11 protein-coding genes are annotated in these 16,567 nt (G+C 70.1%); 6 read left to right on the top strand and 5 right to left on the bottom strand.

Annotated features, from left to right (window positions below; translation table 11 throughout):
- Window positions 1–12: 12 nt before the first annotated feature.
- Genes AC1PMG_RS03130 through AC1PMG_RS03120 form a run of 3 tightly spaced genes read left to right on the top strand, consistent with a single transcriptional unit; the run spans window position 13 to window position 3,275 of the window.
- Window positions 13–1,347, top strand: a complete 1,335-nt coding sequence (locus AC1PMG_RS03130; RefSeq protein WP_481110627.1) for a D-tagatose-bisphosphate aldolase, class II, non-catalytic subunit — start codon at window positions 13–15, stop codon at window positions 1,345–1,347.
- A gap of 33 nt (window positions 1,348–1,380) precedes the next feature.
- Window positions 1,381–2,157: a DeoR family transcriptional regulator gene (locus AC1PMG_RS03125; protein WP_150410263.1), complete on the top strand. Its 777-nt coding sequence runs from the start codon at window positions 1,381–1,383 to the stop codon at window positions 2,155–2,157.
- The gene (locus AC1PMG_RS03120) at window positions 2,154–3,275 is read left to right on the top strand and encodes an N-acetylglucosamine-6-phosphate deacetylase (protein ID WP_481110626.1); all 1,122 of its coding nucleotides are present in this window, start codon (window positions 2,154–2,156) and stop codon (window positions 3,273–3,275) included. The genes AC1PMG_RS03125 and AC1PMG_RS03120 overlap by 4 nt, the downstream gene beginning before the upstream one ends.
- 396 nt (window positions 3,276–3,671) lie before the next feature.
- Here the strand turns inward: AC1PMG_RS03120 and AC1PMG_RS03115 are convergent, their stop codons facing one another.
- The 4 genes from AC1PMG_RS03115 to AC1PMG_RS03100 form a co-directional block, all read right to left on the bottom strand.
- Window positions 3,672–4,196 (bottom strand): hypothetical protein, encoded by a 525-nt coding sequence (locus AC1PMG_RS03115; RefSeq protein ID WP_481110625.1) that lies wholly within the window; start codon window positions 4,194–4,196, stop codon window positions 3,672–3,674.
- Window positions 4,197–4,242: 46 nt separating this feature from the next.
- Window positions 4,243–4,536, bottom strand: coding sequence for a LysM peptidoglycan-binding domain-containing protein (locus AC1PMG_RS03110; protein WP_017911040.1), 294 nt, complete (start codon window positions 4,534–4,536; stop codon window positions 4,243–4,245).
- 394 nt (window positions 4,537–4,930) lie between these two features.
- On the bottom strand, window positions 4,931–5,749 hold the full coding sequence (gene queF, locus AC1PMG_RS03105) for an NADPH-dependent 7-cyano-7-deazaguanine reductase QueF (protein WP_481110624.1): 819 nt from the start codon (window positions 5,747–5,749) through the stop codon (window positions 4,931–4,933).
- Between the two features lie 332 nt (window positions 5,750–6,081).
- Entirely contained in the window at window positions 6,082–7,386 is a 1,305-nt protein-coding gene (locus tag AC1PMG_RS03100) for a M20 family metallopeptidase (RefSeq protein ID WP_481110623.1), read from the bottom strand.
- 286 nt (window positions 7,387–7,672) lie between these two features.
- On the opposite strand from AC1PMG_RS03100, the gene AC1PMG_RS03095 reads away from it, so the two are divergent.
- The 3 genes from AC1PMG_RS03095 to AC1PMG_RS03085 all read left to right on the top strand — a co-directional run bounded on the left by AC1PMG_RS03095 (window position 7,673) and on the right by AC1PMG_RS03085 (window position 15,631).
- On the top strand, window positions 7,673–8,911 hold the full coding sequence (locus tag AC1PMG_RS03095; RefSeq protein ID WP_481110622.1) for an efflux RND transporter periplasmic adaptor subunit: 1,239 nt from the start codon (window positions 7,673–7,675) through the stop codon (window positions 8,909–8,911).
- A gap of 197 nt (window positions 8,912–9,108) precedes the next feature.
- On the top strand, window positions 9,109–12,336 hold the full coding sequence (locus AC1PMG_RS03090) for an efflux RND transporter permease subunit (protein WP_481110621.1): 3,228 nt from the start codon (window positions 9,109–9,111) through the stop codon (window positions 12,334–12,336).
- 172 nt (window positions 12,337–12,508) lie between these two features.
- On the top strand, window positions 12,509–15,631 hold the full coding sequence (locus AC1PMG_RS03085) for an efflux RND transporter permease subunit (protein WP_481110620.1): 3,123 nt from the start codon (window positions 12,509–12,511) through the stop codon (window positions 15,629–15,631).
- Between the two features lie 157 nt (window positions 15,632–15,788).
- Here AC1PMG_RS03085 and AC1PMG_RS03080 read toward each other — a convergent pair whose 3' ends face one another.
- Complete coding sequence (locus AC1PMG_RS03080) at window positions 15,789–16,481, bottom strand: lectin (protein ID WP_481110619.1); 693 nt, start codon at window positions 16,479–16,481, stop codon at window positions 15,789–15,791.
- Window positions 16,482–16,567: the final 86 nt, after the last annotated feature.

Raw genomic sequence — 16,567 nt, 5'->3', positions numbered from 1 at the left:
GTCGGAGTTCCCATGTCGCCCTTGCAGACCCTGCTCGCCTCCCATCGCGCCGGCGCCAACGTCGGCCTGTACAGCGTCTGCTGCAGCAACGAACAGGTGCTGCGCGCGGCGATGCAGGTCGCGCTGGCCCACGACACGCTGCTGCTGGTGGAGGCCACCTCCAACCAGGTCGACCAGTTCGGCGGCTACACCGGCATGACCCCGACGCAGTACCGCGACTACGTCGGCGCACTGGCCGAGACGGAAGGCTTCCCGCGCGCGCGGCTGATCCTGGGCGGCGATCATCTGGGCCCGAACGCCTGGCAGAAGGGGCCGGCCGCCGAGGCGATGGCGCACGCACGCGTGCTGATCGCGCAGTACGTCGCCGCGGGGTTCCACAAGATCCACCTGGACTGCAGCATGGCCTGCGCCGACGACCCGGTGCCGCTGCCCGATGCCGTCGTCGCCGCGCGGTCGGCCGAACTGGCCGAGATCGCCGAGCGCACCGCCGCCGCACATGGGCTGCCGCCGCCGGTGTACGTGATCGGCACCGAGGTGCCGATTCCCGGCGGCGAAGCCTCGCTGGCCGGCGGCCTGCAGGTGACCACGCCGGCCGCGGCCGCGCAGACCCTGGCCATCCACCGGCAGGCCTTCGACACGCCGCCGCTGCGCGCCGCGTGGCAGCGGGTGATCGCGCTGGTGGTGCAGCCGGGTGTCGATTTCGACCACAGTAGCGTGCACGACTACGACCCGGCGGCGGCCGCCGCGCTGGCCGATTTCCTCGAGCAGCAGCCGCGCATCGTGTTCGAGGCGCACTCCACCGACTACCAGCGCGAGGACGCGCTGCACGCGCTGGTGCGCGACCACTTCGCCATCCTCAAGGTCGGCCCCGCCGCCACCTTCGCCTATCGCGAGGCGCTGTGTGCGCTGGCCGCGATCGAAGCCGAACTGCTCCCCGCGGCGCAGTGCTCGCAACTGCCGCAGGTGCTGGACGCGGCGATGCAGGCGCAACCCGGATATTGGCAGTCCTACTATCCGGGCGACGCCGCCGCGCAACGCCTGCTGCGCCGCCATTCCTTCAGCGACCGCTGCCGCTACTACTGGGGCGAGCCGACGGTGCGCGCGGCGGTGGACACCTTGTTCGCCAACCTGGAACGGCATGCGCCGCCGCTGGTGCTGCTCAGCCAGTTCCTGCCCGAGCAGTACCGCGCGGTGCGCACCGGCCAGCTCGCCACTACCCCGGCGGCGCTGGTCCAGCACCGCATCGGCCTGTGCCTGGGCGAATACGCCCGCGCCTGCAGCGCCAACCGCGCCGGCGCGCGCAGGCCACACGCCGAAGCGGCTGCCGGCGTCGCGGCGAACGGCTAATCTTCCCGGTCGCCCGCGAATCCGAGAATGGCCATGCGCAACACCCGCTCCCGCCGCCAGCAGATCCTGCAGTCGCTGCTCGAACACGGCACGGTGCAGGTTGCCGATCTGGTCGAACGCTTCGACGTGTCGGCGGTGACCATTCGCGCCGATCTCAACCATTTCGAGGCGCAGGGCCTGGCCACCCGCACCCACGGCGGCGCCACGCTGGTGCGCACGCCGCCGCAGGAGCAGGACATCCATGAAAAGGACGCGCTGAACCTGCCGCTGAAGGAATCGATCGGCGCCTGCGCGGCGCGCATGGTGCAGCCCGGCGCCAACATCATCATCGACTCCGGTTCGACCACGATGACCCTGGCCCGGCACCTGCGCGCGCACCGCGACGTCACAGTGATGACCAACGGCCTCAACATCGCCTGGGAACTGGCCAACGCGCCCGGCATCAATGTGCTGCTCACCGGCGGCCAGCTGCGCCAGCAATCGCTGTCGCTGCAGGGCAGCCAGGCCGAGGCCAGCCTCAACGCCTACGGCTTCGACACGCTGTTCCTGGGCGTGGACGGCCTGGACCTGCAGTTCGGCCTGACCACCCACGACGAGGCCGAAGCGCGGCTCAACCACCGCATGGTCGAGCGCGCGCGGCGCATCGTGGTGCTGACCGACGCCTCCAAGTTCGGCCGGGTCAGCCTGCACCGCATCGCCCGCCTGGACCAGATCCACGCCATCATCACCGACGCCGGCATCGACGAGGCCACCCGCGAGGGGCTGCAGCGGCTGGGCATCGAGGTGATCATCGCCGAGCCCGCACCATGACCGACACACGTTCCCTGCACGGCCGCCTGCTCACCCCGCTGGGCTGGCGCTGCGGCCACGTCCACTTCGACAGCCACGTGCGCCGGCTGCAGGTGGACGACCACAGCGGCGGCGACGATCCGCAATTGCCGCTGATCCTGCCGGGCTTCGTCGACCTGCATGTGCACGGCGCCTCCGGCGTGGACCTGATGCAGGGCGGCGACGCGGCGCGGCGCATCGCCCGCACCCACCTGCGCTTCGGCACCACCACCCTGCTGGCGACCACCATGACCGCCGGCGTCGAGGAGATCGCGCACGCACTGCGCGGCGTCGCCGCGGCCATGGCCGCGCCCGATGCCGACGCGGCCTGCATCGCCGGCGTGCACCTGGAAGGCCCCTTCATCAGCCCGCAGCGGCTGGGCGCGCAGCCCGACCGCACGATCGAGGCCAGCCTCGCCCTGGTCCAGCAGTGGCAGGCGCTGGCGCCGATCCGGGTACTGACCCTGGCGCCGGAGATCGGCGCGCACACCGCGCTGATTCCGGCGCTGACCGCACTGGGCATCCGCGTGCAGCTCGGCCACAGCGCCGGCAGCTACGAGGACGGCGTGGCGGCGCTGCAGGCCGGCGCGGCCGGCTTCACCCACCTGTTCAACGGCATGACCGGCGTGGACCACTACCGCCCCGGCATCGCCGCCGCGGCGCTGGCGCATGCGCAGTACGCCGAACTGATTCCCGACCTGCAGCATGTGCATCCCGGCGTGATTCGCCTTGCCGCGCGCGCGATCCCGCGCCTGTACGCGGTGACCGACGCCACCGCCGCCACCGGCATGCCCGACGGCGAATACGCACTGGGCGAGCAGCGCGTGCACAAGTGCGGCGGCTGCGTGCGCCTGGCCAGCGGCTCGCTGGCCGGCAGCGCACTGACCATGGACCAGGCGTTGCGCAACCTGGTGCAGGTGGGTCTGGAGCTGGCCGATGCCGCGCAGCGCGTGTCCACCTTCCCGGCCGACTACCTGGGCCTGGGCGACCGCGGCCGCATCGCCCCCGACGCCCGCGCCGACCTGGTGGTGCTGGACAGCGACCTGCGCCTGCGGCAGGTGGTGGCGGGCGGGCGCATGCTGGATCTGCACGCGCCGTAGTGATCGCCGTGTGCGGCTGCGCGCACGGGCGGTACTGGCCAATGGTAGTGCGCGCAGACGCCGCCGAGTGGACGGCAGGGCATCGCCCAGGACGTGCGTCGGGATGGAAGGGCGCCGCTGACCGCCGGATGCAGCATGCGCTTCTGTCGTAGGAGCGGCTTCAGCCGCGACGGGCGTTCCCGGTAAGACCGGTCGCGGCTGAAGCCGCTCCTACGGGTTTCCGGGGCATGGGAGCGCCCTGCAGTCCCCCACACCTTCTTGATCCACCGCGTTGGCCGTGCTGCCGGAGCATCGGGCCACGCAAAAAAAAGGCGCAGCCTCGCGGCTGCGCCAGCGTGTCGCACGTGCCGGGAGAGAGGCGGCGCGTGCGACCCGTGATCGGGCCTTAGCCCTGGATCACTTCACCTCGAACGTCTGAGGCGTGCCCGCCGCCTGGCCGTTCACGGTGACCTCGGCCTTGTACTGGCCAGCCGGCCAGCCCTTGGGGTTGGTGAACTCGAAGTTGGTGGTGTCGGCGCCACTGGTATTGAGCGTCTCGGTGCGCTCACCGGCGGCCTGGCCGTCCTGGAACACCAGCTTGGCGCCGACGTTGGCATTGGTCGCCGAGCCCTCGGTCTTCACCGAGACGATGATCTTGTCCTTGCTGGCGAGCGTGGTCAGCGGCGCAACGGACTTGTCCGCGGCGGCAGTATTGCCGACAGCGACCGCGGCGACGTTCACCGCGTTGGCGCCTGCGGCGGCCGGCGCCGGCTGCTCCGACGGTGCCGCGGCCGGACCCGGTATCTGCTCGGTCGGCGCGGACGAGGTGGGATCGGGCGACACGGTCTGTTGCTGCTCCTGCTTCTTGCAGCCGGCCAGCGCCAACGCGCCGACCAGGGCGATCATCAAGGGCGAAAACGTGGAGATCGAGCGGGTCTTCATCGTGGGGACTCCTGTCGGAATAACGAAAGGTGGTGGTGGCGACGCCTCAGGCGCCGGCCGGCAGCTTGAGCGTCTGGCCGGGGTAGATCTTGTCGGGGTCGGCCAGCACATCGCGGTTGGCCTCGAAGATGCGCGTCCAGGCGTTGCCGTCGCCGTAATGCAGCTTGGCGATCTTGGACAACGAATCGCCAGGCTTGACCACGTACACCTGCTGCACCTGCTCGGCGGTGCTGTCGACCTTGCTCTGCACGGCGGAAAAATCCGCCTTCTGTACGACGTCGGCGGTGGTGTCCACCTTGGCGGTGACCGCCGAGAAATCGGCGCGCTTGTCACTGTTCATCGCGTGGCTTCCTGCGTGATGGGACGCGGCCACGGTGTCACAGGATTTGTTAAAAAAGGATCGCGCGGCCGTGAACCGCGCGGCTGCGGTTCAGGCGCGCCGCGCGCATGCCAACGCGGCGAGATGTGTCGGTTGAACGATCGGGACCGTGCATGACAGCGGGATCGCCGGCACGCTGCAATCGCCCGCAAAGCGCGCGCGGCACCATTGCAGCGTGGGCGCGTCGTCCAGGCGACCATTGCGAGAACCCCGGCCTGCCGTACGGGTGTCGACGGCCGCGCTGCGCTTCCGGCGCTCGTGTGGGAGGGACTCCAGTCCCGACTGCAGTACGGTCGAACGTATCGACGCTTCCGCTCGTCGCGGCCGATGGCGCAATCGCGGTGTCAACGCTGCCCTACTGACGCAGATCGCGAAGGAAGCTCAGCGGCTCGGCCACGTCCGCGGTGGCGCGCCAGGGATTGATGTCCAGCCCGCCGCGGCGGGTGTAGCGCGCCTCCACCTGCAGCGACTGCGGACGGCAGCGGGTCATCAGGTCATGGAAGATGCGCTCGACGCACTGCTCGTGGAAGCCGGCATGCTCGCGGAAACTGATCAGGTAGCGCAGCAGGCCTTCGCGGTCGATGCGGCCGCCGCGGTAGCGCACATGCAGCGAGGCCCAGTCTGGCTGGCCGGTGACCGGGCAGTTGGACTTGAGCAAGGCGCTGGTGAGGGTTTCCTCGACCACGTCGCCATCGGCAGCGGACAGGAAGTCCGGACGCGGCGGACCGTAGCAGTCGATGGCGATGTCCAGCGCGTCGAGCGACTCGCCCTCGCCCAGCGTGTCCATCGGCGGCAGGCCGAATTCCATCGCCACGTCGGCGCCGGCGCGCGCCGACAGATCCGTGACGATGCAACTGCGCAGCGCTTCGGCGCTGTTGAAGCGCATCGCGTTGAGCGAGTTGAGATAGAGCTTGAGCGATTTGGATTCGATCAGATTGGGCGAGGCGCACGGCACCTGCAGGGTCGCGGTGGCGACACAGGGCTTGCCCTGCGCATCGAGCCAGCTCAGTTCGTAGGCGTGCCAGCGATCCACGCCGAAGAACGGCAGCGCCGCGGGGTCGAGACCGATCTCGGTGCGCGCCGCAGCGCGCGGGATGGGAAACAGCAGCGCGGGATCGTACTGCGACGGGTAGGCGACCTCGCGGCCGAGACTGGAATCCTGGGGGGTGTTCATGCCGTGCAGTGTAGCGGGCGCGTTCTGGCTGGGAGGTGTATGGGGCTGGGATTCGGGAGTGGGGATTCGGGAGTGGCAGGAGCAAAAACGGGCTTGCGTGCGTCGACGTCATTGCGTCGATTCTGTGCTTCGCGCGTCGCGGCTGAAGCCGCTCCTACAGGAGCGATCTAGCGCCGCTGTTGTAGGAGCGGCTTCAGCCGCGATGGCCTTCCCGGTCATGCCTGTCGCGGCTGAAGCCGCTCCTACAAACGACCATCGGAGTAGGACCTAAGGCGATTCCCCCTACGCCGCCGCGCCCATGCTCTTACGAATCCCCAATCCCGACTCCCCAATCACTGCTTCAAGTAATCCAGCGTCACCTGCAGCATGGCCCGCAGGCCGACGTCCAGGGCGGTCTCGTCGAGCAGGAACTGCGGCGAGTGGTTGCTGGGCGCGGTCGCCGGGTCGATGCCGGGCGCGGTGGCGCCGACGAAGAAGAACATCGACGGCACCTGCTGCGCGTAGAACGAGAAATCCTCCGCGCCCATCTGCAGCGGCGGTTCGTAGACGTTGCCGGCGCCGACCACCGCCTGCAGGCTGGGCAGCATGCGCGCGGTCAGCGCCGGGTCGTTGACCGTGGCCGGGTTGCCGTCCTGGTCGGGCACATGCGCCTCGGCCTTGGCGCCGTGCGCGGCGGCGGTGTGCTCGGCCACGGTCCTGAGGTCGGCGAAGATCTGCTGGCGCATGCCCTCGTCGAAGGTGCGGATGGTGCCGACCATCTCCACGTCGTCGGGGATGATGTTGTAGCGGATGCCGCCCTTGATCGCGCCGAAGCTGAGCACCGCCGGCTGCCTGGACAGGTTGGCGCGGCGGCTGATCACCGTCTGCGCCGCGCCGATCAGGTCGGCGCTGGTCACGATCGGGTCGATGCCGTTCCACGGCGCCGAGCCGTGGGTCTGGCGGCCGATCACCTTGATGCTGAAACGGTCCGAGGCGGCCATCAGCGGGCCGCCGCGCACCGCGATCTTGCCGGCCTGGACGCTGGAGAACACGTGCAGGCCGAACATCGCCTGCGGCTTGAAGTCGCGGAACAGGCCTTCCTTGAGCATCAGCGAGGCGCCGCCCTCCTCGTTGCCCGGCGCGCCCTCCTCCGACGGCTGGAACACCAGCATGACCTCGCCCGGCAACTGCGCGCGCATCGCCACCAGGGCCTCGGCCACGCCGAGCAGGATCGCGGTGTGCGCGTCGTGGCCACAGGCGTGCATCACCCCCACGGTCTCGCCGCGGTACTCGCTGGTGGCCTTGGAGGCGAACGGCAGGCCGGTCTGCTCGGTCACCGGCAGCGCGTCCATGTCCGCGCGCAGGGCGATCTTCGGCCCCGGCAGCGCGCCTTTGACGATCGCCACCACGCCGTGGTGGGCGATGCCGGTCTGCGGCTTCAGGCCCAGCGCGCGCAGCCGTTCGGCGACCTTGGCGGCGGTGCGCTCCTCGCGGTTGGACAGCTCCGGGTGCTGGTGGAAGTCGCGCCGCCACTCCACCACCTTGGCCTGCAGCTTGGCCGCGGCGGCCGTCACTTCCGGGCGCTCGGCGCTCTGCGCCCAGGCCAGGGCGGGGACGGCGAACAGCATCGCGGACAGCAGGCGGGACAGGCGCGGCATGGCAAGGCTCCAGATCGGGACGCAACGGGCGTTCAGTCACTGTAGTGCATCGGCCGCCGGCGAGGGGCGGCCACGGATCCCGCTGCGGACAAAAAACCCTTGCGAATCCGTGTCAACCGATGCGCCGCCTGCGCGTTGCGAGAGCGGACGACCGGCCTTGCCCGCCCGCGGGGTCTGTCCCTTCAGTCATGGTCCAATCGCAACGCGCCGGCGATATGCTTTCTCGCTCGTCACCAGCCACTGCGGGAGGGCCCTCCACCCCGCCTCGCCACAGGAGTTTCCCCGGATGTCGCGTTTCTGGAAGATTGCGCTGCTGATCCTCGCAGCGGTGGCCGTGGTGGTGGTGGGCATGCGTGTCATGCGCGGCGGGCATCACAAGGGCGGCGGCCCCGGCGACGGCATGGGCGACGACAGCGACAACACGCCGGTCCCGGTGACGGTCGTCGCCGCCACCCACCAGGCGGTGCCGATCTACGCCACCGCCACCGGCACGGTGACCGCGCTGAGCACCGTCACCGTCAGCCCGCAGGTCGGCGGCCAGCTGATGAGCCTGAATTTCCGCGAAGGCCAGGAAGTGAAGAAGGGCGAACTGCTGGCGCAGATCGACCCGCGCTCGCTGCAGGCCAGCTACGACCAGGCCGCGGCGAGCAAGCGCCAGAACCAGGCGCTGCTGGCCACCGCGCGTTCCACTTTCCAGCGCTCCGACTCGCCGGCCTACCGCCAGTACGTGGCCAAGACCGACCTGGACACCCAGCGTAACCAGGTGGCGCAGTACGAAGCGGCGGTCGCCGCCAACGACGCGCAGATGCGTGCGGCGCAGGTGCAGCTGCAGTACACCCGCATCCTCGCCCCCAGCGACGGCATCGCCGGCATCCGCGGCGTGGACGTGGGCAACATCGTCAGCACCAGCAGCACCATCGTCACCATCACCCAGGTGCACCCGATCTACGTGACCTTCAACCTGCCCGAGATCCAGCTGCAGGACGTGCGCCAGGCGCAGGCGGCCGCGCCGCTGCCGGTGACCGCGCTGGACCGCACCGACGCGCATCCGATCGCCAGCGACGGCCAGGTCGACGTGATCGACAACCAGATCAGCGCCGACACCGGCACCTTCAAGGTCCGCGCGGTGTTCCCGAACGAGGACCGTGCGCTGTGGCCGGGCCAGTTCGTCAACGTGCGCCTGACCCTGCGCACCGTGGCCGACGGCGTGGTGGTCCCGACCCAGGCGGTGCAGCGCGGCCCCAACGGCGACTACGTGTACGTGGTGCAGGCCGACAACACGGTCAAGATGCAGACGGTCAAGCAGGGCGCGGAAGTGGGCGACAGCCACGTGCAGCTGACCGAAGGCCTGAAGGCCGGTGAGCGGGTGGTCACCGAAGGCCAGTTCCGGCTCAAGCCCGGCACCAAGGTGAACGCGCTGAAGCCGGGCGAGGCGCCGCCGGAGCCGACCGAGGCCGAACTGAAGGCGGCCGAGGGCAAGCAGCAGCAGCGCGGCGGCGGACGCCGCGGCGGCGGGCCGCGCTGAGCGTGCCGCGCACGCGGCGCGTTGCGGCAACGGCCCTGCCGCGCCTGCGTGGCAGGCGTCGGCCGGATCGCGCGCAGGCGGCGGCGTTCCCGCCCGGCGTCGCGATCGCGGCACGGGGCCACGGCCCCCGCTGATTCCGCCGTCTTTCCCGGCGCCGGCCTGGCCGCGCCGGACTCTCACCAGCAAGGATCTTCCCCGTGGGCTTTTCGACGATCTTCATCCGCCGCCCGATCGCCACCACCTTGCTGATGGCAGGCGTGCTGCTGCTCGGCATCCTCGGCTACCGGCAGCTGCCGGTGTCGGCGCTGCCGGAAATCGACGCGCCCAGCCTGGTGGTGACCACGCAGTATCCCGGCGCCAACGCCAGCACCATGGCCTCGCTGGTGACCACGCCGCTGGAGCGCCAGCTCGGGCAGATCTCCGGGCTGCAGATGATGACCTCCGACTCGTCGGCCGGCCTGTCCACGATCGTGCTGCAGTTCGCGATGGACCGCGACATCGACATCGCCGCGCAGGACGTGCAGGCGGCGATCCGCCAGTCCACCCTGCCCTCCTCGCTGCCCTACCAGCCGGTCTACAACCGGGTGAACCCGGCCGACGCGGCGATCCTCACCCTCAAGCTCAGCTCCGACACGCTGCCGCTGCGCGAGGTCAACAACTACGCCGACTCGATCCTGGCCCAGCGCCTGTCGCAGGTCCCGGGCGTGGGCCTGGTGTCGATCGCCGGCAACGTGCGCCCGGCGGTGCGCATCCAGGTCAATCCGGCGCAGCTGTCGAACATGGGCCTGACCCTGGAGGCGCTGCGCAGCGCGCTGACCCAGACCAACGTCAACGCACCGAAGGGTTCGCTCAACGGCAAGACCCAGTCCTACAGCATCGGCACCAACGACCAGCTGTCCAGCGCCGCCGAGTACCGCGACACCGTGATCAGCTACCGCAACGGCGCGCCGGTGCGGCTGTCGGACGTGGCCAAGGTGGTGGACGGGGTGGAGAACGACCAGCTCGCCGCCTGGGCCGACGGCAAGCCGGCGGTGCTGCTGGAAGTGCGCCGCCAGCCCGGCGCCAACATCGTGCAGACGGTGGAGCAGATCCGCGCGATCCTGCCGCAGTTGCAGGGCGTGCTGCCGGCAGGCGTGCACCTGGACGTGTTCTCCGACCGCACCGAGACCATCCGCGCCTCGGTGCACGAGGTCAAGTTCACCCTGATCCTGACCATCGGCCTGGTGGTGGCGGTGATCTTCGTGTTCCTGCGCCGGCTGTGGGCCACGGTGATCCCGTCGGTGGCGGTGCCGCTGTCGCTGGCCGGCACCTTCGCGGTAATGGCCTTCGCCGGCATGTCGCTGGACAACCTGTCGCTGATGGCGCTGGTGGTGGCCACCGGCTTCGTGGTCGACGATGCGATCGTGATGATCGAGAACATCGTGCGCTACATCGAACAGGGCAAGAGCGGCCGCGAGGCGGCGGAGATCGGCGCGCGCCAGATCGGCTTCACCGTGCTGTCGCTGACCGTGTCGCTGGTGGCGGTGTTCCTGCCGCTGATCCTGATGCCCGGCGTCACCGGCCGCCTGTTCCACGAGTTCGCCTGGGTGCTGAGCATCGCGGTGGTGATCTCGATGCTGGTGTCGCTGACGCTCACGCCGATGATGTGCGCCTACCTGCTCAAGCCCGACGCCCTGCCCGAGGGCGAGGATGCGCACGAGCGCACCGCGGCGGCCGGCAAGACCACGCTGTGGTCGCGCACCGTCGGCGTGTACGAGCGCAGCCTGGACTGGGTGCTGGGCCACCAGAAACTGACCCTGCTGGTGGCGCTGGCGACGATGGTGCTGACCGTGCTGCTGTACGTGGTGATCCCCAAGGGTCTGCTGCCCGAGCAGGACACCGGGCTGATCACCGGCGTGGTCCAGGCCGACCAGAACGTGGCGTTCCCGCAGATGGAGCAGCGCACCCAGGCGGTGGCCGAGGCGCTGCGGCGCGACCCGGCGGTGACCGGCGTGGCCGCCTTCATCGGCGCCGGCTCGATGAACCCCACCCTCAACCAGGGCCAGCTCAGCATCGTGCTGAAGCCGCGCAGCGACCGCGACAGCCTGGAAGACCTGCTGCCGCGGCTGCAGAAGGCGGTGGCCGGGCTGCCCGGCGTCGCCCTGTACCTGAAGCCGGTGCAGGACGTGACCCTGGACACCCGCGTGGCCGCCACCGAGTACCAGTACTCGCTCTCGGACGTGGACAGCGCCGAGCTGGCCACCCAGGCCACGCGCCTGACCGAGGCGCTGCGCAAGCGCCCGGAACTGGCCGACGTGGACAACAACCTGGCCAACCAGGGCCGTGCGCTGGAACTGCACGTGGACCGCGAGAAGGCCAGCACCCTCGGCGTGCCGATGCAGACCATCGACGACACGCTGTACGACGCCTTCGGCCAGCGCCAGATCTCCACCATCTTCACCCAGCTCAATCAGTACCGCGTGGTGCTGGAAGTGGCGCCGGAGTTCCGCACCAGCACCGCGCTGCTCAACCAGCTGGCGGTGGCCAGCAACGGCAGCGGCGCGCTGACCGCCAGCAACGCCACCAGCTTCGGCCAGACCACTTCCAGCAACTCCTCCACCGCCACCGGCATCGGCGCGCAGAACACCGGCATCACCGTCGGCAGCGGCGGCACCGTGCCGCTGGCGGCGGTGGCCGAGGCCAAGCAGTCGACCACGCCGCTGGTGGTCAGCCACCAGCAGCAGCTGCCGGCGGTCACCGTGTCGTTCAACCTGGCGCAGGGCTATTCGCTGTCGCAGGCGGTGGCGGCGATCGAGGAAACACGCGCGCAGTTGCAGCTGCCGCCGCAGCTGCATGCCGAGTTCATCGGCAAGGCCGCCGAGTTCACCGGCAGCCAGACCGACGTGGTGTGGCTGCTGCTGGCCTCGGTGGTGCTGATCTACATCGTGCTGGGCGTGCTCTACGAGAGCTACATCCACCCGCTGACGATCATCTCCACGCTGCCGCCGGCCGGCGTCGGCGCGCTGCTGGCGCTGATGCTGTGCGGGCTGAGCCTGTCGGTGGACGGCATCGTCGGCATCGTGCTGCTGATCGGCATCGTCAAGAAGAACGCGATCATGATGATCGACTTCGCGATCGACGCGCGCCGCGAGGGCGCCAACGCCCACGACGCGATCCGCCGCGCCTGCCTGCTGCGGTTCCGCCCGATCATGATGACCACCGCCGCGGCGATGCTGGGCGCACTGCCGCTGGCGCTGGGCGACGGCATCGGCTCGGAACTGCGCCGCCCGCTGGGCATCTCCATCGTCGGCGGCCTGCTGCTGTCGCAACTGGTCACCCTGTACACCACGCCGGTGATCTACCTGTACATGGAACGCGCTTCCGAGCGCGTGCGTGCCTGGCGCGAGCGGCGTGCGGCGCGGGTGTCGATGGAGCGGCCGGCATGAGGGGGTTGAGAAGCCGGGACTCGGGACCCGGGACCCGGGACCCGCAAAGCGGGCTCCGCGCACGCCCGCAAAACAACGATGCCTCCGCGCTTGCCACTGAACAACAAAGCGACCAATTCGCACGGGACCCGGGTCCCGAGTCCCGGGTCCCGGCTCTCCTGGTCCCGGCCCCATGAACATCTCCGCGCCCTTCATCCGCCGCCCCATCGGCACCGCGCTGCTGGCCATCGGCCTGTTCGTGATCGGCATGATGTGCTACCTGCGCCTGGGCGTGGCGGCGCTGCCGAACATCTCGATCCCGGTGATCTTCGTGCAGGCCAGCCAGGCCGGCGCCGATGCCTCGACCATGGCCGCCACGGTCACCGCGCCGCTGGAGCGGCACCTGGGCCAGGTGCCCGGCATCGACACCATGCGCTCCTCCAGTTCGGAGGGGAACAGCCAGGTGTTCATGGTGTTCCAGAGCAGCCGCAACATCGATTCGGCGGCGCAGGACGTGCAGACCGCGATCAACGCCGCGCAGGCCGACCTGCCCTCCGGCCTGGCCACCCCGCGTTACCAGAAGGCCAATCCCAACGACGACCCGGTCATCGCCATCGCCCTGACCTCGGACACGCAGTCGGCCGACGAGCTGTACAACGTCGCCGATTCGCTGCTCGCGCAGCGCCTGCGCCAGATCACCGGCGTGGCCTCGGTGGACATCGGCGGCGCCTCCACGCCGGCGGTGCGGGTGGACGTGAACCTGCGCGCGCTCAACGCCATGGGCCTGACCCCGGACGACCTGCGCAACGCGGTGCGCGCGGCGAACGTCACCTCGCCCACCGGCTTCCTCAGCGACGGCGCCACCACCACCGCCATCGTCGCCAACGACGCGGTGGCCAAGGCCGCCGACTTCGGCCAGGTGGTGATCAGCCAGCAGCAGGGCCGCGCGGTACGCCTGCGCGACATCGCCAACGTCTACGACGGCCAGCAGGACGCCTACCAGGCGGCCTGGTTCGGCGGCAAGCCGGCGGTGGTGATGTACGTGTTCACCCGCGCCGGCGCCAACATCGTGGAGACGGTGGACCGGGTCAAGGCCGAGATCCCGATGCTGCGCACCTACCTGCAGCCGGGCACCAGGATGACGGCGTACTTCGACCGCACCCCGACCATCCGCGCCTCGCTCAACGAAGTGCAGGCCACGCTGATGATCAGCCTGGCGATGGTGGTGCTGACCATGGCGCTGTTCCTGCGCCGGCTGGCGCCCACGCTGATCGCCGCGGCCACCGTGCCGCTGTCGCTGGCCGGCGCGGCACTGGCGATGTACGTCATGGGCTTCACCCTCAACAACCTGAGCCTGCTGGCGCTGGTGATCGCGATCGGCTTCGTCGTCGACGATGCGATCGTGGTCATCGAGAACATCATGCGCCACCTCGACGAGGGCATGTCGCGGCTGGATGCGGCGCTGGCCGGCGCGCGCGAGATCGGCTTCACCATCGTCTCGATCACCGCCTCGCTGGTGGCGGTGTTCATCCCGATCCTGTTCGCCAGCGGCATGATCGGGGTGTTCTTCCGCGAGTTCACCGTCACCCTGGTCGCGGCGATCTGCGTCTCGGCGGTGGTCTCGCTGACGCTGACCCCGGCGCTGTGCAGCCGCTTCCTGTCCGCGCACGCCGAGCCGGAACAACCCGGCCGCTTCGGCGCCTGGCTGGAGCGCATGCACGATCGCATGCTGCGCGTGTACACCGTGGCCCTGGACTTCTCGCTGCGCCACGCGCTGCTGCTGGCGCTGACCCCGCTGCTGCTGATCGCGGCCACGGTGTTCCTGGCCGGCGCGGTCAAGAAGGGCTCGTTCCCGGCGCAGGACACCGGCCTGATCTGGGGCCGCGCCACCTCCAGCGCCACCGTGTCCTTCGCCGACATGGTCAACCGCCAGCGCCGCATCACCGACATGCTGATGTCCGACCCGGCGGTGAAGATCGTCGGTGCGCGCCTGGGCAGCAGCCGCCAGGGCTCCAGCGCCAGCTTCAACATCGAACTCAAGCGCCGCGACGAAGGCCGCACCGACACCACGGCCGAGGTGCTGGCACGGCTCAGCGCCAAGGCCGACCGCTACCCCGACCTGCAGCTGCGCCTGCGCGCGATCCAGGACCTGCCCAGCGACGGCGGCGGCGGCACCAGCCAGGGCGCGCAGTACCGCGTCTCGCTGCAGGGCAACGACAACGCGCAGCTGCAGGAGTGGCTGCCCAAGCTGCAGGCCGCGCTGAAGCAGAACCCCAAGCTGCGCGACGTCGGCACCGACGTGGACAACGCCGGCCTGCGCCAGAACATCGTCATCGACCGCGCCCTGGCCGCGCGCCTGGGCGTGTCGATCGGCGCCATCGACGGCGCGCTGTACGGCGCGTTCGGCCAGCGCCAGATCTCCACCATCTACTCCGACCTCAACCAGTACAGCGTGGTGGTCAACGCGCTGCCGGACCAGACCGCCACGCCGGCAGCACTGGACCGCATCTACGTGCCCACGCGCAACGGCACGATGATCCCGCTGACCGCGGTCGCCCACCAGGTACCGGGGCTGGCGCCGTCGCAGATCACGCACATGAACCAGTACACGACGATGGACCTGAGCTACAACCTGGCGCCGGGCGTCAGCACCGGCGAGGGCGACGCGATCATCGCCGCCACCGTGGCCGGGCTGCGCATGCCCGGCGACATCCGCATCGCCGACGGCGGCGGCTTCGGCGTGCAGCTGCAGCCGAACTCGATGCTGGTGCTGGTGCTGGCCGCGATCGTGGTGGTCTACATCGTGCTGGGCATGCTCTACGAGAGCCTGGTGCACCCGGTGACCATCCTCTCCACCCTGCCGGCCGCCGGCATGGGCGCGCTGCTGGCGCTGTGGGTCACCGGCACCGAGTTGTCGGTGATCTCGATGATCGCGCTGGTGCTGCTGATCGGCATCGTCAAGAAGAACGCGATCATGATGATCGACTTCGCCCTGGTCGCCGAGCGCGAGCACGGCAAGACCCCGCTGGAGGCCGCGCGCGAAGCCTGCATCGTGCGCTTCCGCCCGATCATGATGACGACGATGGTGGCGATCCTGGCCGCGGTGCCGCTGGCGGTGGGCCTGGGCGAAGGCTCGGAGCTGCGCCGCCCGCTCGGCATCGCGATGATCGGCGGCCTGCTGATCTCGCAGAGCCTGACCCTGCTCAGCACCCCGGCGCTGTACGTGATCTTCTCCTGCCTGCGCGAACGCTGGTACGCCCGGCGTGCGCGGCGGCGCGAGCGGCGGCAGCTTGCTGCGGCAGGGATTCGGCATTAGGGATTGGGGAGCTGCGCCGGGATTGGAGAGTCGGGATTGGGGATTCGTAAAAGCGGGAGGCAGGCAGCATGATGGCTGATGTAAAGCCCTTGTCCTTCAGGCGCTCGGTAAAGCTGCTCTTGCGAATCCCTAATCCCCAATCCCCAATCCCGGCCCTTCAGCCACATCCCTCCACATAATCCACCTGCGGCGGCAGGCCCACGCGCCAGGCGACGGCCTTGCCGGCTGCGTCGGTCTCGAACACCAGCACGCCAGGCTGGCCGGACTCGCCGCGCACGCGCAGCACCTTGGCGCCCTCCACGTACTTGTGCGGCTGCTCTTCCACGCGACCGGCGTACAGCGCGCGCAGTTGCGCCAGGTCCATGCCGACCTTGCCGCCGCCGGGCGCGGTCTCCTTGGGGGTGCGCACGTCGTAGCGCACCAACTTGTCGTCTTCGATCATCAGGCCGAACCGGTTGTTGCCCTTGGCCCAGCGCGGACGCAGCACGTAGCAGCTGCTGCCGGCGCTGGGCTGGCCGTCGAGCTCGCCGCCCCAGGCGGCGCGTGCCTGCGCCGCCGGCATGCCCAGGCGCAGGTCGCCGTAGCCGTCGATGCGTGCCAGTTGCCGGTCGTCCGCGGCCAGTTCCGGCGGCAGCGCCGAGGCCGGCGCCTGTGCCGGCGGCACGTCGCTATCGGGCTGGTCGATGTCCGGGGGCGGCAAGGCGCCGTCGTCGGCCGTGGCGGGTGCCGGGGTCGGCGCCTGCGCCGGCGCAGACGGTGCGGGAGGCGCGGCCGGCGGCGCGGGCGGCTGCCGGTCGCAGGCGGCGAGCGCGAGCAGCAACACCGCCACGCCTGGTTGAATCGGCTTCATCGCACTTCCTCACTGGACCAGCGCATAGGCTAGCGTGCATGCGCTTGCGCTGCACGGCGCGGCGGCGACGACACGCTGCGCGCAGC

It is taken from the genome of Xanthomonas sp. NCPPB 2250, from assembly GCF_056725265.1.
Note: the sequence above shows the minus strand (reverse complement) of the source record. Positions and strands in the feature narration are given on the sequence as shown.

Coding starts and splice junctions, on each gene's coding strand:
- AC1PMG_RS03120 (WP_481110626.1), top strand. CDS start 2,154: ATGACCGACACACGTTCCCTGCACGGCCGCCTGCTCACCCCGCTGGGC.
- AC1PMG_RS03110 (WP_017911040.1), bottom strand. CDS start 4,536: ATGAACAGTGACAAGCGCGCCGATTTCTCGGCGGTCACCGCCAAGGTG.
- AC1PMG_RS03085 (WP_481110620.1), top strand. CDS start 12,509: ATGAACATCTCCGCGCCCTTCATCCGCCGCCCCATCGGCACCGCGCTG.
- queF (WP_481110624.1), bottom strand. CDS start 5,749: ATGAACACCCCCCAGGATTCCAGTCTCGGCCGCGAGGTCGCCTACCCG.
- AC1PMG_RS03095 (WP_481110622.1), top strand. CDS start 7,673: ATGTCGCGTTTCTGGAAGATTGCGCTGCTGATCCTCGCAGCGGTGGCC.
- AC1PMG_RS03100 (WP_481110623.1), bottom strand. CDS start 7,386: ATGCCGCGCCTGTCCCGCCTGCTGTCCGCGATGCTGTTCGCCGTCCCC.
- AC1PMG_RS03080 (WP_481110619.1), bottom strand. CDS start 16,481: ATGAAGCCGATTCAACCAGGCGTGGCGGTGTTGCTGCTCGCGCTCGCC.
- AC1PMG_RS03130 (WP_481110627.1), top strand. CDS start 13: ATGTCGCCCTTGCAGACCCTGCTCGCCTCCCATCGCGCCGGCGCCAAC.
- AC1PMG_RS03115 (WP_481110625.1), bottom strand. CDS start 4,196: ATGAAGACCCGCTCGATCTCCACGTTTTCGCCCTTGATGATCGCCCTG.
- AC1PMG_RS03125 (WP_150410263.1), top strand. CDS start 1,381: ATGCGCAACACCCGCTCCCGCCGCCAGCAGATCCTGCAGTCGCTGCTC.